The sequence below is a fragment of the Breoghania sp. genome, from assembly GCF_030066895.1.
GTDB lineage: Bacteria > Pseudomonadota > Alphaproteobacteria > Rhizobiales > Stappiaceae > Breoghania.
In genome coordinates, this window is record NZ_JASJAV010000010.1 from 44334 (window position 1) to 58564 (window position 14231).

Here is a 14231-nt window from a genome sequence, read left to right on the forward strand (position 1 = left end):
GATCGGGGGAATAAAGGGAGGTGGTGGCGCGAACGCGCCTCCGCTTCCCTCACGCGTTCCTGTTCAAAGTTTCTCGTCGCGCAGGCCGTACCAGCGGTAGGCGACCTTCAGGTACGTCTTGCGCAGGCGCGGTATGGGGAACCGCTTCAACGGCCCGCGCAACACGACCGGCAGATCGGAGCTCGTCACGGCGCCCGCCGCCATGTCGGCCACCGCCACGCCGCAGAGCGAACCCATGGCCACCTCGTTGCCGTGATAGGCCAGCGCGGTGTAGGCGTCCGGCGCACCGTCGAGAGGGCCGACAGGATTGAGATCCGAGGCCATGCACACGAAGCCCGACCATATGTGGGGCACCTCGACATCGCTCCAGGTCGGGAATATGCGGAAGAAGTCAAGCATGATGTCCTGGCCCATCTCCATATCGTCGCGCGGTGTCGTATTCATGCCACCGCGCATGCCGAAGAGAAAACGTCCGTCGGGCATCAGCCTGAAATAGTTAAGGAGCCTGCGCGTGTCGTAGCTCATCTGGTGCGATGTCCACCCCTGCGCGGCCATTTCCTCCGCAGTGAGCGGGCGGGTCACCAGAACGGAGGAGAGCACCGGCAGCAATCTGCCTTTTAGGGCGGAGAAGGGCGCGCCGGGAAGGTCTTCCTCCAGATAGCTGTTTGTCACCATGATGAGACGGCGGGCATGGAGCCGGCCTTGTGCCGTTTCCAGACACCAGCCTCCCTCTTTGCGGTCGATCCGGATCACGGAGGAGCGGGCGTGGATCCGGGCTCCGGCCGTCTTCGCGGCCTTCGTAAGACCCAGCGTGTATTTCAGCGGATTGAGGGCGAAGCCCCGGTTCAATGTGGCGCCACCGAAAAATTCCGGCCCCGCGACGCCCATCTTTTCGAGCTCGTCCTTCGAATGAAGCGTCACGTCGATGCCCAAGGCTTTCCGCAATTGTGCAGCGTCGGCCTCCAGCCCATGCATCGCCTTCTTGCGATGGGCGAGGCTCAGTTCGCCGTCGGAATGGGTATTGGCATCGATGTGATGGGTGTCCAGAAAGTTCCGCACATGATCGATCGCCCGCATCTGGCAATCGAGAAAGCGGAAGGTTTCCTTGTGCCCGAAGTGGCGTACGAGATCGCTCAGGGAGCGTTTCGATCCGCCGACGCAGCAGAAACCGCCATTGCGGCCAGACGCGCCCCAGCCGATATTTCCCGCCTCAAGTAGCGCCACATCGGCTCCGTGTTCCGTGGCCAGTTGCAAAGCCGCGTTGAGGCCCGTGAACCCGCCGCCGACGACTGCGAACTCGGCCCGCTGGTCGCCCTCCAGCGCCAGCGCAAGGTCCGGCTCCAGTTCCACGGTCGTGTGCCAATAGTTGCCGATCGGGCGTGAGCAGTTGTCGGCGTGGGAGGAGTAAAGCGGCATGGTCGAAGCTCTTGGGCGGTAGGAAAACATACAAAAGGCGCGCGACGATAACGCCGTGCGCCCTGATTTGCGAGATGGTCAATTCGCGCGTTTTACCCGCGCTTTTTGTCAGTGACCGGATTACTTCTCGCCAGCGGCGGGAATGAACAGGAAGCTGACGAAGGTGATCGCGTATGCGATTGCCAGATAGTAGCCGACAGCCTGGAAGCCGTAGGTGGAGGCGAGCCACGTGGCGATGTAGGGGGCCAGCGACGCGCCGAAGATCCCGGCGATGTTGAACGTCAGCGAGGAGCCGGTGTAGCGCACCGCGGTCGGGAACGGCAGCGAGAGCGCGGTTTCCAGCGGGCCGTAGGTCATCCCCATGAGTGCGAAGCCCAGGATCAGCATGGTCACGACACCCGTCGTCCCGCCCGCAAACAGCGGTGCGATGGCGAAGCTGAAGAGTGCGATGGCCGCCGTGACGATCAGCATGATCCGGCGCACGCCGAAGCGGTCGCACAGGCTGCCGGCGATCGGGATGAACGCGGCGAAGAACAGAACGCCGATCATCTGCAGGATCAGGAACTCTTAACGCGAGTAGCCGAGTTGATGAGTTCCCCAGCCGAGAGAACACACTGTCATCAGGTAGAAAAGGACGAAGGTGCCGAGTGCGGCGCTCGCCAGGAACGGAATGCGCCAGCCCCAGGCGAAGAACTGAGCATCGGTCATGGTCTCCGTCAGCGTCAGGAAGATGTCGCTCGCGAAGATGAAACCGACAGGAGCGCCGAGCTGAGGGAACATGCCGAACCACGACTTCTTGCCGCGCGGCGCGTCCTCGGTTGCCAGCAGAACCGCGCCGCCCCATTAGCCGCCAAGGCCGAGGCCCTGGCCTAGACGGCACAGCGCCAGCAGCAGCGGGGCGCCGACGCCGATGGATGCGTAGGTCGGCAGGACGCCGATCGTGACGGTGGAAAGGCTCATCGTCATCAGGGCGGCGACAAGGGTCGCCTTGCGGTCCACGCGGTCGCCGAAGTGACCAAAGATTGCCGCGCCGATCGGGCGCGCGAAGACGGCGATGGAGAACGTTGCGAAGGACTGTAGAAGCGCGCTGGTAGGATCGCTCTTAGGGAAGAAAAGGTGCAGAAATACCAATACTGCCGCCGTCGCATAAATTTAGAAATCGAAGAACTCGATTGTCGTTCCAATCATGCTTGCCGCCAGAATCTGGCGAGCGCGATTAACTGGTGGAGCGTATGTCGTATTGGCGATAGTCATTGGTTTAGGTCCGAGTATTACCCTTCGGGCAAGCGAGCGCCGCCCGTTTGAGGAAAAGAAAACCGACCCTTCGCTGCAGTTTCTCGGAAACCACATCGAAGTAGCCTGTCGGTGAGAGGGGTTGAGGTTGAGGTTGAGGTTGAGGTGGTTCTTGAACGCAATTTTAAAGCGAAACACAAGTATGAACTTTACAAATAATGCAATAAAGCTGCCTTCAGTGATTTTTTATAAAAATGATTGGCTTTGAGTGACGCAATTGGTCGTCAGAAGATAAGATTCTGCGAATCTCGCCTAATATCCATGCGTGCCGCTTTATTCCTCAGGGTGCTCTCGATGTAGTCGACGAAGGCGCGCAGCGGGGCGGGAAGGTGTCTGCGTCCGGCAAAATAGAGGTAGGGGACCGGAAAACGACGTCCACCATTGCGGCAGGACCGGTTCCAGCGCTCCGGTGCCGAAATATGGCCGGTACAGCTCCTCGAACCCCATGGTGATGCCGAGCCCGGACAAGGTCGCGCTCGCCTGCATGTCCGTCTGAGAGGTGATCAGGCGTGCGGGCGGGTTCAGAAATAGTGTCTCGCCGTCGCGTTCCAGTTCCCAGTCCAGCATGGCGCCGCTGGAAAAACGGTGGTGGATGCAGGCCTGATGCATCAGGTCGTCCGGCATTTGCGGACGGCCGTTGACCTCCAGATAGGCAGGGGTGGCGGCCAGGACATAGCGCTGGGTGTGCGGCCCGATGGGAACGGCGATCATGTCCAGTTCAAGCCGCTCGTCGTAGCGGATGCCGGCGTCGAAACCGGCTGCCAGAACATCGATGAAATCGTTGTTCGCGATGACTTCCAGCCGGATGCCGGGATAGGCTTGCAGGAAACCGGCGGCAATCGGCGGCAGGATAACTCGCGCGACGATGACCGGCACGTTGAGCCGCAGCGTTCCGGTGGGGTTGTCGCGGAAGCTGTTGACGGCATCAAGAGCGTCCTCCACCTCCTGAAGGGCGGGAGTGAGACGTTCGACCAGTTGCCGCCCCGCCTCCGTCGGCGTCACGCTGTGGGTGGTGCGGTTCAGAAGTCGCACGCCGAGGCGCGTTTCGAGACGGCGCACGGCATCGCTCAGGGAGGAGGCGGAGACCCCGCGCTTGTTGGCGACACCGCGAAAATTGCGTTCGCGCGCCACGGCGGCAAAGGCATCAAGGTCGCTGAGGGCGGGGGTATTCATTGTTCGATATTTCTTACAAGTCGTTCATAAAGACGTCGGTTATCTTACAGTGCTTTCCGCCCATATTGTAGTGCGAGGTGGCGCCGCGATGGCGCGACGACCGATGACGATGAAAGGATTTCGCCATGGATTATGCGCAAACTGGGCCGTAACGGCCCGTCGGTATACATCCTCGGCCTCGGCTGCATGGGCATGTCCGGCATGTACGGACCGGCTGACCGACAGGAAGCCACCCGCACCATCCACGCTGCGCTCGATGCCGGAATAAATCTGCTCGATACCGGCGACTTCTACGGCGCCGGACACAATGAACTGCTGATCGGCGAGGCCGTGAAGGGGCGTCCGCGCGACAGCTTCCACGTTTCGGTCAAGTTCGGCGCGCTGCGCGACCCGGAAGGCGGCTGGCACGGCAACGACGCCCGCCCGGAGGCGATCGGCAACTTCCTTTCCTACACGCTCAACCGCCTGTGGCTCGATTATATCGATGTCTATCGTCCGGCCCAGCTCGATCCTTCCGTGCCGATCGAGGAAACGATCGGCGCCATTGCCGAGTGGGTGAAGAAGGGCTACGTGCGCCATATCGACCTGTCGGAAGTGGGGCCTGAAACGATCCGCCGGGCCGCCGCGATCCATCCGATCAGCGATCTCCAGATCGAATATTCGCTGATCTCGCGCGGCATCGAGGACAAGATCCTGCCGACGACCCGAGAACTCGGCATCTCGATCACCGCCTATGGCGTGCTCTCCCGCGGTCTGATCTCGGGACACTGGTCGAAGGACAAGGCGCTGACCGGCGACTTCCGGGGCCATACCCCGCGTTTCTCAGAAGGCAACATCGACCGCAACCTCGCCCTGGTCGAAGCGTTGCGCCGGATTGTGGAGGCGCGCGGTATCTCCGTCGCGCAGGCCGCGATCGCCTGGGTGGCCGCGCAAGGGGAGGATATCGTGCCGCTGGTCGGCTCCCGCCGACAGGACCAGTTGGCCGAGGCGCTGGGCTCGCTCGACGTGGCCTTGAGCGACGAGGATCTCGCCGCCATCGAGCAGGCCGTTCCGAAGGATGCGGCCGCAGGCGCGCGCTATGGCGAGATGCAGATGGCCCAGCTCGACAGCGAGCGCTAGGCGTTTCATGGTTTGATGGAAACGGCCGAGGAAGAACCTCTCCCATGGGGAGAGGTCGGGCCGCAGGCACGGGTGATGGGTGTCGGGTTTTCCGTATCCTTGAGAGCGCGACACCCCTCTCACCCCAACCCTCTCCCCATGGGAGAGGGGCGAAGGTGGTCGATTGCATAAGATGATCAAACGTACTAGGGCTGCATCCCGTCAGGCCCTTTGCCGGCACCTGCGTTCTGGATCCTCGTAGGTGTCGGCCCTGCTTTGCCTCATGCTGAGGCGGCACTATGTGCAGGCGGGGTGCAAAGGTGATATAAGCGGCGCCCATCAACCCGGAAGGCACGACCGCCGGCCGTCGAAACTCACGTGAAATTGAGACGAATGCCGACCTACGCCGACCACCGTTTCGCCGTTGCGCCGATGATGGACTGGACCGACCGGCACTGCCGCGTCTTCCATCGTCTCCTGAGTTCGCGCGCGCTTCTCTACACGGAAATGGTGACGACCGTCACCGTCATTCACGGCGACCGCGACCGACCGCTCGGGTTTTCCGACGTGGAAAAGCCGCTGGCCTGCCAGCTTGGCGGCTCTGAGCCCGCGGATCTGGCACAGGCGGCGCGCATCGTCGAGGACTGGGGTTACGACGAGGTCAATCTCAATGTCGACTGTCCTTCCGACCGGGTGCAGTCGGGCCGCTTTGGCGCCTGCCTGATGCTGGAGCCCGATCTCGTCGCCGAGTGCGTGGCGGCGATGAAGAAGGCCGTCTCCATTCCCGTCACCGTCAAGTGCCGCATCGGCGTCGACGATCAGGACCCGGAAGAAGGGCTCAACCGGCTGGCCGATGCCGTGATCGCCGCCGGAACGGATGCCTTGTGGATGCACGCCCGTAAGGCGTGGCTGAAAGGGCTGAGTCCGAAGGAAAATCGCAACGTCCCTCCTCTCGATTACGACCGCGTCTACCGCCTGAAGCAGCGCCTGCCCGATGTCTGGATCGGCATCAATGGCGGGATTTCGAGCCTTGAGGAGGCCGAGACGCATCTCGCCCATGTCGACGGCGTCATGCTGGGGCGTGCCGCCTACCACGATCCGGGTCTTCTCGCGTATGTTGATACGCGGCTCTATGGCATGGAGACGGATGCGCCGGATCTTCTGGCGGTTGTCGAGGCTCTGCTGCCCTATATCGAGACGGAGCTTGCCCGCGGCGCGCGCCTGTCGCAGATCACCCGCCATATTCTCGGGCTTTTTCAGGGCGTTCCCGGCGCGCGCAAGTGGCGTCGCCTCTTGTCGGAGGAGGTGGTGAAGCCCGGCGCAGGCATCGACGTGGTGCGCGCGGCCTGTGCGGAAATAGACGGGAGTTCACTGGACAGGCCCGCCCATATGGGCTAGAGACAGGATATCGCATAGGTCCATGTCCCGATGGAAAATATACCTAGGGAAGGTGTTGCGGCATCTCGCAGCGTCTCTCGAAGGATCTTTCATGGATATCAGTGCCAGCGCCGACTGGGGTTATCTTCTGGCTCTAGCCCTGACCCTCGTCGCCTCCGGAGCTGTCGCCGGATTTCTGGCCGGTGTCTTCGGCATCGGCGGCGGTGCGGTTCTGGTGCCGGTACTCTATCAGTTCCTCACCATCCTCGGCGTCGATCCTGCGATCTGCATGCACGTGTCCGTGGCCACCTCGCTCGGCATCATCGTGCCCACGTCGCTACGGTCCTTCATGGCGCACAAGGCGCACGGTGCGGTTGATCTCAAACTTCTGAAAAGCTGGCTGATCCCGGTGCCCGCCGGTGTGGTGATCGCCTCGCTTCTGGCGGCCTACGTCTCCGGTACGGAGTTAAAGGGCATCTTCGCCGTCATCGCCGCGGTCATCGGGCTGCGCATGCTTCTCAATCGCGATAGCTGGCGGATCGGGCACGATATCCCCGGCAATCCGGTGCGCGCCATCTGCGGCATGCTGATCGGCTTCTTCTCCACGCTGATGGGGATCGGCGGTGGGGTGATGAACAACACCTTCATGACCCTGTTCGGTCGACCGATCCATCAGGCCGTGGCAACTTCTTCGGGTATCGGCACCCTGATTTCTGTGCCCGGCGTCATCGGTCTCATGTGGGCTGGGTGGGGAGAGCCGAATTTGCCGCCGTTCTCGCTCGGCTACGTCAATCTGCTGGGCGTGGCGCTGGTCATCCCCGTCACGATCCTGGTCGCGCCGCTCGGCGTGAAGGTCGCCCACGCCTTGCCCAAGCGCGTGCTGGAAGTTTCCTTCGGCCTGTTTCTGCTGCTGGTCGCCGCCCGCTTCGCCTTGAGCCTGTGGGGGTAGGCGGCTGGCGTTTACGCCATCTTCTCAGGGCGTCAGGATCATCCGCCGTCCCTCCACCCGCCAAGAGGAGAAGCGATCGAGCGCGTTCATGCCAAAGAGGCTGGTATCGAGCGCCTCGTCGCGGGCGACGAAAGCGCGCACGCCCGTGAGCGTCGTGCCCGCAATCTTCACTTTGGAAAGCCTGACTGGGGCCACCTGCGCTTGCCCGTTGGCGGTGGAGACGATCGCGCCGAAATGCAGCCGGTCGAGATCGACGCCTGCCGCCCGCGCATCCTCGGCCGTCAGCGTGACGACGCTGGCTCCCGTATCGACCAGAAACCGCACGGACGCGCAGTCCACCGTGGCATCCAGGACGTAGTGGCCTGAGCGGTCGCGCGCCAGCGACACCGTGCCATCGCCGCGCTCAACCGCCATGCCCGGCATCAGCGAGGCGAGGACGTTGCGCCCCATCGTTTCAAGTTCGTAGCGCATGGAATAGCCGGTAACGAGAATGACCGCGAGCCCGCCCCAGAAGATCACCGCGCTCAGCACCTCGCCGACGCGCCGATGGGCAAAGACCAGGCTTGTCGCGAGCACCACGCCGATGATCGCCAGTTTGACCGCATGGGGGCCGGGATTGCTGAAATCCGCCCCATCCGGCGCGGCGACGTCCCAGAAACCGAGATAATAGATCCCGGCGCCCGCAATGCAGGCGGCGGCGACCAAACCGAGGCCGCGCACGAACTTGCCCGGACCGCCGCTCATGCGCCGGTTCCTCAAGATGCGCAAGGCGTTTGGCAAGCGTCTCCATCACGCGGGCGCGTTCGTCTTCGCTCATGGCACCCCAGCCTGCGATCTCGTCAAGCGTCCGCCCGCAGCCGCGGCAAAGCCGGGAGGTCTCGTCAATGACGCAGACCTTGATGCAAGGGCTTGTGATTGCGCTTCGGCGGTTCATCTCATTCCGGATGGATTCGAGGTCAGGGCGAACGGCACGTTAGGATACCATCGTCTCAAAATAAGGACGTGCCGTGGCAAGACAAGCCGGGCCTCACGGTGCCGTGTCGTCTGGGCCTACTGTCCGGAAAGGATTATTGCCGGAGCGCTGAGGATAGTCTGCGGCAGGGTTAGCACCATATTCGTGCCCCGTCCGATCAGATCGCCGGTGGGCGACGGTGCGCCGACGGTCTCGCCCAGCTTGGAATTTTGCAGGGTCGCGCCCAGTTCTGGGGCAATCTGGGCGATTTGCGCGAACTTGTCGTGATTGACCGAGCTCTCGCCGTCGATATTCGTCAGGTCGATGACGAAGGTGCCCAATGAGGCCAGTTCCTCGGTGTTTTCGTACCGATCGACCCGCTGCTTTCCGCCCGCCAGCAGGCTGGAGACCTTCAGCGCCTTGTCGTTGTGCGACAGCAGTATGAGGAACGGCTTGTCCGGTCGCCCGGTGTGCTTGAGCTGCTGCTTGAACAGGTCGATATCGGACGCGGCCAGCGCGATCACGCCGAAGCGGGAGGCGGGGACCGGATACGCGGACATGCGGATCTGGCGCAACGTCTCCATCAGCAGGTACGAGCCCATGGAATGGGCGAGAATGTTGATCCGCCGCGCTCCCGTGGCAGCAATGTCGCGCAAGATCTGTTCCAGTGCATTGTGCGGGCGATCTGCGCGCTGTTGACGTCGTAGACGTAGTCGGCCACCGAGCCACGAGAGGCCCAGGTGAACAGCACGGGCACGACCGGCGCCTTTGCATCATGCACGACCTGGGTGAACCGATGGAGGGCTTCGGGGAAGCACGTGTTGTACCCGTGCACGAAGACGAAGGCTTCCCGGTCGGCTGGCTTGCGCTTGGCAAGCTCGCTCGTCAGAGCCCGGCGGAAGGCTGCGCGTCCGTCGAGATATCCCGCGGTACGCAGCGTGAAGTCCGTTGCCGGATTGCCCGGCGGGGTGTGTCCGGCCATTCGATGTGACCGAGCTTGTGTGCCGGGGCCGCCGGTACGGAGACGGTGGCCATCGCATTAGTCGGTATGACCGGCGCGCTCGCCGGTGAAGTAGGTGGCCGGTTTGGTCGCGCGTTCGCGGGTCGTGGCGATCAGGATCGTGTGGTTCGTCGCGCCCTGTTCCGGGGCATGGGAGGTCTGGAAGCTGCCGGGACCGGGACGGGTTGAGCATTCGGCAATGAGCACGGCAAGAAGCGTGACGGCGAGGGCGCGTCCCAGCGTACGCCCCAGAGCGGGGCCAGGCGTGCCGGCAGGCGGCGCATAGCTTCGAGAAATCGTCATGAGCACGTTGCGCACCTGTCGTTCGTTTGCCGGATGATATCAGCCTTTTTGTAACATCCTTGTTGCGAAACGACCATGCGAGGTGCGGATAGGGTTACGGCAACATGAGATAGGCCGCGACGTATCTTAGCCACGCGGCTTGTTGCGCCGCGCCGATGACGTCGCCCGTATGCCCGCCGATGCGCGCCTTTGCAAGCGCGCCGACGCCGAAAGCCCCGAACCTGGCGCCCGCCAGCGTGATCAGCCAGTGCGAAAGTCCGCCGTGGCGTGCCGGTTTCAGCAGCGCCCAGGGCCAGAGCGCCGCCGCCCGACTCACCGCCGCTCCGCACAGGATCACCATCGCCGCCGCATCAGCCCCCCGCCGCGTGACGATTGTCGCAAGTCCGGCGGCAAGTGCGATTTGCAAAAGGATCAGCGCCAGTCCGCCGAACGAGCCGATACGGCTGTCAGCCATGATCTCCAGACGGCGTTCCCGCGTCGCTCCTCCGAAGAAACCGTCCGCGACGTCGGCAAACCCGTCCTCCGTGGTAGCCGCCAGCCCTGCAAGCGCGAAGATTGCGAGCATCAGCGGGGGAAGGGCGGTCTGTGCCAGGATCAGCAGTACGATGGTAGCCGGAATACCCAGCCCGCACCGCCTTGGCGAGATTGGGCCGGGCCGCCGGACCGTCATCCGCGGCCAGGGCAGGGGGCGGGATCGGCACGCGCGAGAAGAATCGCAGGCCGCATCCCAGATCCGCCAAAACGGATCGATCGTCTGCGGCGTCCTGCCGGGTTTCATTGCCTGTCGTCATGAACGTTTTCTTGCCCGCGCGCCTCTCAAAGAGCGCAACGCAGTGGGCTTCTGCCGTCTGTCCTGTTTCGATCCGCGGCGCGTGTCGTAACGTTTTCCGCGCCTTCAGCGACCCGGCTTGAAATTGAATATGCGCCGTTTATAGATCGCAGCAGCTTACCTCGCCGAATATGACATCTGATCCGGAGATTTTCCATGCTGCACACCCCCACGGGGCTACCCTTCGATGATATCCACAGCCTGAGCTCGGATATGCTCGGTCCCGATACCGCTGCCGTGAAAGTGGTGCGCGAGCGCGAGGTGCAGTTGATGAAACCGGCAGGTTTGTTCGGCCGCATGGAAGAGATCGTGGAATGGCTCGCCGCCTGGCATGGCGCTGAGCGACCGAATATCACCCGCCCGCTGGTGGCGATCTTTGCCGGAAACCACGGCGTGACGGATCAGAAGATCGCGCCTTTCCCGCGCGAGGTGACGCATCAGATGGTGGCGAACTTCGCCGCGGGCGGGGCTGCCATCAATCAGATCTGCATCGCCTACGATCTGGGGCTCAAGGTGTTCGAACTGGCGCTGGACATGCCGACCGGCGACATCACCCTCGAATACGCCATGGACGAGAAGACCTGTGCCGCCACCATGGCCTACGGCATGGAAGCGGTCGTGGGCGGCATCGATCTGCTGGCCATCGGTGATATGGGAATCGGCAACACCACGATTGCCGCCGCCATCATGCACGGCCTGTTCGGCGGTGAGGCGCGCGACTGGGTCGGCCCGGGCACCGGCATGTATGCCGCCGGTGTGGCGCACAAGGCCGAGGTCATAGCCCGTGCGGTGGAACGCAATGCCGGTTCGCTGAAGGATCCGCTGGAAGTGCTGCGCCGTCTCGGCGGTCGCGAGATCGCGGCCATGGCCGGTGCCATTCTGGCTGGTCGGATGCAGCGCGTCCCGGTCATCGTCGACGGCTACGTCGCAACGTCCGCCGTCGCCGTTCTCTACGCGATGGACCCGAGTGCGCTCGACCATTGCCTCTTCGGCCATGTGTCGGCCGAACCCGTCCACCGTTGTGCGCTGGAAATGATGGGCAAGCGTCCGCTGCTCGATCTCGGCATGCGGCTGGGTGAGGGAACGGGAGCTGCCATGGCTATGGGCATCGTCAAGGCCGCCGCCCGGACCCACGACGGCATGGCGACCTTCGCCGATGCGGGCGTAAGCGATAACGGCTAAGGGGCGCGTTTATTGCCCCTTTTCACTCTCTTCATCGTCATTGCCCGGCTTTGTCCGGGCAATCCAGCAGGCCACGGCATATGCGGAGGGTGCTGGATTCCCCGGACTTCGCCGGAGGATGACGGCGGAGAGTTCGGGGCTGACGACGCTTTCGAAGGTTAATTCGATCGACAAAACGGGGGCCCGCTTCGGATCTGAGCCAGCGCTAGGCGTGCGCTACGACGCCCGCTTCATCGACGACCGGTGCGTCGGCTCCAGCGCGGGCATCTCTTCCAGAACGCACGAGCACGGGAAGATGATGATCACTTTGGTGCCTTTGTGCAGCTTCGATTTCAGCTCCAGCTTGCCATCGTGCATGTTCATTAACGCCTGCACGATCGGCAGGCCGAGGCCCGTGCCCTGTTCGGCGCTCTTGATCGCCAGCGAACCCTGACCAAAAACCTGCAAGACAACCGGAATTTCATCCGCCGGGATGCCAGGGCCGTTGTCGCGCACGCTGACATACTGTCCGCCGCCCGCCATCCAGCCCGCCTTCACCGATATCTCGCCGCCTGAGGGCGTGAATTTAATGGCGTTGGAAATCAGGTTCAACACCACCGGCCGGATGGCGCGCTCGTCGGCCCACAGCTTCGGCAGATCTTCCTGGAACTGCTCGGAGATCGTTAGCCCCTTGTTCTTGGCGCGAAGCTTAATCGGGTGGATGCAGTCCTCCACCAGGAAGGGCAGGGTGATCGATTCCTCGTTCAACTCGTAGCGACCTGCCTCGATGCGCGAGAGGTCCAGAATCTCGTTGATGAGGTTCAGCAGATGCTCGCCCGAGGTATGAATGTCGCCCGCATATTCCTTGTAGGTTTTGTTCTCCAGCGGCCCCAGAACCTCGTTCTTCAGAACCTCCGAAAAGCCAAGAATGGCATTGAGCGGCGTTCTCAGTTCGTGGCTCATGGTGGCCAGGAAACGGGACTTGCCGAGGTTTGCCTCTTCGGCGCGGCGACGGCTGTTGTCGCTCACCGCCTTGGCCTGTTCCAATTCGATGATGAGCTCGTCCTTCTGGACGCGATATTCTAGCATCATCACGTTTGAGGAGAACATGCGGTGGCCGAGAATGGCGAAGAAGACCTGCGCCCCGCCGCCCATCGCCGCCATGGCGTAATAGATCGGCTCGTGATGCTGCAGGAACACGTAGGCCATGGCGATGGTTACCGGCAGCGTCGCGGCATAGAGCGCGCCGAGAATGCTCGATGACAGCATGGTCATCATGGCGATGATGACGAGCACGATGGCGAACTGAAAGATCTCGAAATTTTCCGTTGTGCGGTCCGCCTGCAGTTGTGCGGTCCGCCTGCAGCAGCATAATCGTCACCCAGGAGAAGCACTACAGAAAATCGCCCATGACGAAGTTGCGCCGCCATCGCTTCAGGTCGATGCCTGCGGTCGGCAACTTTTCGAAACGGTGCGCCATGGACAGGATCAGCAGATGGGCAAGCGTCACCAGGCTCAACCACGAGAGGATGGTGATCGCCCCGATCCAGAAATAGCAGATACCCGCGATGATCAGCGCGAAGGCGGGAAGGGCGAACGTCGCCGAAATCCGCGTCTTGGCGTAGATGAGCGTCAGTTCGTAATCGAAATCGGGGCGCATGCCGGAGGTGTTGCCAAGCTGTTCCCGCGCCGACTTGACTGTGCGCGAAACCGCGCGGCGACGGCCTGTACGCAGGCTGTTTTGCGCCGTTTTCTCGTCGGTTGATGCGTAGCTGTCGGCTGGCATGGGCAGGTGTGCGGGTTCCTGGTTTTGCGGCGCCGAAACCGCCGAAACCCTTGCAGCGTCCCCCATTCAAGGTGAATGACGCCGCTCAGGGTAGGCTCGGTCTTAACAGATTGTGGCCACAATTCCTTAAGAACTGATTCAACGGAGTGGTTAATCGGTAACCAAATGGCATTTCACGACGGCTCCTTTGTTGTCCGTGGACATGCGCGGAGAAGGACTTGCAGCGCCCCCGTGCGCATGCTCGACTTGCCGAGAAATGCAAGAATGGGGGAGGAGATAACGATGAAGCTTTACGACGGCGTCCTTGCGCCAAACCCGCGGCGTGTCCGGATATTTCTCGCGGAAAAGGGAATCGACGTGCCGTTGGCGCCGGTGGATATCGGGGCGCTGGAGCACAAGAGCGCCGAGTTCACTGCGCTCAATCCCGACCAGCGGGTGCCGCTTCTCATCCCCGATGACGGCACCCGTATCTCCGAGAGCGTGGCTATCTGTCGCTATTTCGAGAAAATCCATCCCGAGCCGCGGTTGATGGGCGTCAACGCCGTCGACAAGGCGCTGGTGGAGATGTGGCAGCGGCGCGTGTAGCTGGGCCTGTTTCTGCCCGTCGCCGCCGTCTTCCGTCATCTTCACCCGGCCATGAAGGAGATGGAGGTGCCGCAGATACCCGACTGGGCGGAAGCCAACCGGCCAACAGCGCTCGCGCAGATGCGTCTTCTCAATGAGGAACTGGCCGGGCGTGCCTTCATTGCCGGGGATCACTTAACCATCGCCGATATCACCGCAATGGTCGCGCTCGATTTCTGCAAGCCTGCGCGGGTGGAGATCCCCTCCGATCTCGCCAATCTCTATCGCTGGTACGAGACGGTAAAGGCGCGCCCGAGCGCGAAAGCCTGA

12 protein-coding genes and 4 pseudogenes are annotated in these 14231 nt (G+C 62.5%); 5 read left to right on the forward strand and 11 right to left on the reverse strand.

Annotation, left to right across the window (positions count from 1 at the left end; all coding sequences use genetic code 11):
* Nucleotides 1–63: 63 nt before the first annotated feature.
* The 3 genes and pseudogenes from QNJ43_RS11460 to QNJ43_RS11470 form a co-directional block, all read right to left on the reverse strand.
* Nucleotides 64–1416, reverse strand: a complete 1353-nt coding sequence (locus QNJ43_RS11460; RefSeq protein WP_300470093.1) for an FAD-binding oxidoreductase — start codon at nucleotides 1414–1416, stop codon at nucleotides 64–66.
* A gap of 120 nt (nucleotides 1417–1536) precedes the next feature.
* Nucleotides 1537–2568, reverse strand: a pseudogene (locus QNJ43_RS11465) (MFS transporter).
* Nucleotides 2569–2933: 365 nt separating this feature from the next.
* Nucleotides 2934–3882: pseudogene (locus QNJ43_RS11470) on the reverse strand (LysR family transcriptional regulator).
* Between the two features lie 132 nt (nucleotides 3883–4014).
* Here QNJ43_RS11470 and QNJ43_RS11475 point away from each other — a divergent pair.
* The 3 genes from QNJ43_RS11475 to QNJ43_RS11485 all read left to right on the forward strand — a co-directional run bounded on the left by QNJ43_RS11475 (nucleotide 4015) and on the right by QNJ43_RS11485 (nucleotide 7306).
* Complete coding sequence (locus tag QNJ43_RS11475) at nucleotides 4015–5001, forward strand: aldo/keto reductase (protein WP_300470096.1); 987 nt, start codon at nucleotides 4015–4017, stop codon at nucleotides 4999–5001.
* A 372-nt stretch (nucleotides 5002–5373) separates the two neighbouring features.
* Nucleotides 5374–6378, forward strand: coding sequence for a tRNA dihydrouridine(20/20a) synthase DusA (gene dusA / locus QNJ43_RS11480; protein ID WP_300470098.1), 1005 nt, complete (start codon nucleotides 5374–5376; stop codon nucleotides 6376–6378).
* 91 nt (nucleotides 6379–6469) lie between these two features.
* On the forward strand, nucleotides 6470–7306 hold the full coding sequence (locus tag QNJ43_RS11485) for a sulfite exporter TauE/SafE family protein (RefSeq protein WP_300470100.1): 837 nt from the start codon (nucleotides 6470–6472) through the stop codon (nucleotides 7304–7306).
* Nucleotides 7307–7330: 24 nt separating this feature from the next.
* Here QNJ43_RS11485 and QNJ43_RS11490 read toward each other — a convergent pair whose 3' ends face one another.
* The 6 genes and pseudogenes from QNJ43_RS11490 to QNJ43_RS11515 all read right to left on the reverse strand — a co-directional run bounded on the left by QNJ43_RS11490 (nucleotide 7331) and on the right by QNJ43_RS11515 (nucleotide 10231).
* Nucleotides 7331–8050 carry a TIGR02281 family clan AA aspartic protease gene (locus tag QNJ43_RS11490; protein WP_300470102.1) on the reverse strand — a complete coding sequence of 240 codons (720 nt, stop codon included), beginning with the start codon at nucleotides 8048–8050 and terminating at the stop codon, nucleotides 7331–7333.
* Nucleotides 8051–8072: 22 nt separating this feature from the next.
* Nucleotides 8073–8240: pseudogene (locus QNJ43_RS11495) on the reverse strand (DUF1289 domain-containing protein); the annotation flags it as partial.
* Between the two features lie 116 nt (nucleotides 8241–8356).
* Complete coding sequence (locus tag QNJ43_RS11500) at nucleotides 8357–8914, reverse strand: alpha/beta hydrolase (RefSeq protein ID WP_300470104.1); 558 nt, start codon at nucleotides 8912–8914, stop codon at nucleotides 8357–8359.
* Nucleotides 8842–9240, reverse strand: a complete 399-nt coding sequence (locus QNJ43_RS11505) for an alpha/beta hydrolase (protein ID WP_300470106.1) — start codon at nucleotides 9238–9240, stop codon at nucleotides 8842–8844. The genes QNJ43_RS11500 and QNJ43_RS11505 overlap by 73 nt, the downstream gene beginning before the upstream one ends.
* Nucleotides 9241–9297: 57 nt before the next feature.
* Nucleotides 9298–9576, reverse strand: a complete 279-nt coding sequence (locus QNJ43_RS11510) for a hypothetical protein (protein ID WP_300470108.1) — start codon at nucleotides 9574–9576, stop codon at nucleotides 9298–9300.
* A gap of 79 nt (nucleotides 9577–9655) precedes the next feature.
* On the reverse strand, nucleotides 9656–10231 hold the full coding sequence (locus tag QNJ43_RS11515; RefSeq protein ID WP_300470110.1) for an adenosylcobinamide-GDP ribazoletransferase: 576 nt from the start codon (nucleotides 10229–10231) through the stop codon (nucleotides 9656–9658).
* Between the two features lie 315 nt (nucleotides 10232–10546).
* Between QNJ43_RS11515 and cobT the strand changes: the two genes are divergently transcribed.
* Nucleotides 10547–11572 carry a nicotinate-nucleotide--dimethylbenzimidazole phosphoribosyltransferase gene (cobT, locus tag QNJ43_RS11520; protein ID WP_300470112.1) on the forward strand — a complete coding sequence of 342 codons (1026 nt, stop codon included), beginning with the start codon at nucleotides 10547–10549 and terminating at the stop codon, nucleotides 11570–11572.
* 216 nt (nucleotides 11573–11788) lie between these two features.
* On the opposite strand, the gene QNJ43_RS11525 is transcribed toward cobT, so the two are convergent.
* Nucleotides 11789–12847: a HAMP domain-containing sensor histidine kinase gene (locus tag QNJ43_RS11525; protein WP_300470114.1), complete on the reverse strand. Its 1059-nt coding sequence runs from the start codon at nucleotides 12845–12847 to the stop codon at nucleotides 11789–11791.
* Between the two features lie 97 nt (nucleotides 12848–12944).
* Entirely contained in the window at nucleotides 12945–13337 is a 393-nt protein-coding gene (locus QNJ43_RS11530; RefSeq protein WP_300470116.1) for a hypothetical protein, read from the reverse strand.
* Nucleotides 13338–13619: 282 nt separating this feature from the next.
* Here QNJ43_RS11530 and QNJ43_RS11535 point away from each other — a divergent pair.
* Nucleotides 13620–14231, forward strand: a pseudogene (locus QNJ43_RS11535) (glutathione S-transferase).